The organism is Pseudomonas sp. TR47 (assembly GCF_044143025.1).
Taxonomy (GTDB): domain Bacteria; phylum Pseudomonadota; class Gammaproteobacteria; order Pseudomonadales; family Pseudomonadaceae; genus Aquipseudomonas; species Aquipseudomonas putida_E.
On sequence record NZ_JBHFCS010000069.1, the window covers coordinates 1 to 1,194 of the forward strand.

The following is a 1,194-nucleotide window of genomic DNA, read 5'->3' on the forward strand; positions in this document are numbered from 1 at the left end:
GTGATGGCCGGATCGTTGGGGAAAATCCCCACGACATCGGTGCGGCGTTTGATTTCAGCGTTGAGCCGTTCAAGCGGGTTGGTGCTGTGTAACTGCTGCCGGTGTGCCTTGGGAAACGCCATGTGAGCCAGCACTTCATCCTCACAGCCGTCCATGAGCGTCGCGATCTTCGGGTACTTTTCGCGCAGTTGATCGGCGACCAACCGCCATTGCTGATGGCATTCGGCACGGCTGTCCTGGGCGAAGACCGTGCGCAGCAGCGCCGCTACCATGGTGCGCTGACCTTTGCCGACGTGGGCCATGGCATTGCGCATGAAATGCACGCGGCAGCGCTGCCAGGTCGCGTTGAATACCTTGGAAACAGCCGCCTTGAGCCCTTCGTGGGCGTCGGAGATGACAAGCTTCACGCCCCGCAAGCCACGTCGCATGAGGCTGCGCAGGAAGTCTGTCCAGAACGGCTCAGCCTCTGACGGCCCAACCCGCATGCCCAGGACTTCGCGGCCACCGTCGGTGTTCACGGCCACGGCGATTATTACGGCGACCGAGACGATGCGCCCGGCCTCCCGCACCTTGACGTAGGTGGCATCGATCCAGAGATAGGGCCAGTCGCCTTCAAGCGGGCGATCAAGGAAAGCGTGAACGCGCTCATCGATCTCACCAGCTAGCCGTGAAACCTGGCTTTTGGAGATACCGGTCATGCCCATGGCCTTGACCAGCTCGTCCACCGAACGCGTTGAAACGCCTTGGATGTAGGCTTCCTGGATCACCGCCGCCATGGCCTTCTCGGCGGTACGTCGGGGTTCGAGGAAGCCAGGAAAGTAGCTGCCTTGGCGCAGCTTCGGGATCTTCAGGTCAACGTCGCCGGCGCGGGTTTGCCAAAGGCGATCACGGTAGCCATTACGGCTATTTGTCCGGTCTGGGCTTTTGACATCGAAGCCCGCGCCGCACAGGCCTTCGACATCGAACTCCATCATGCGCTGGGCAACGAACTGGATCATTTGCTTGAGCAGATCAGCGTCTGCCCCTTTCTCAACCAACTCGGTCAATGCGATAGTGGGCTTGGTCATCGTGGTTTCTCTGGTGAGTGTTTGGTCTTCGCAAACTCAACGTTAGCCAAGAACCACGATGACCATCCTCTTTCGCCCGCAGGGCGCCTTCGGCTGGTTCAGTTACACCACTTCCCGGGACACGATC

General features: G+C 60.2%; 1 protein-coding gene. It reads right to left on the minus strand.

Annotated features, from left to right (window positions below):
- On the minus strand, positions 1 to 1,067 hold a 1,067-nt coding region (locus ACEWE8_RS26050), incomplete at its 3' end, for an IS256 family transposase (RefSeq protein WP_367904344.1).
- Between the last annotated feature and the right edge of the window lie 127 nt (positions 1,068 to 1,194).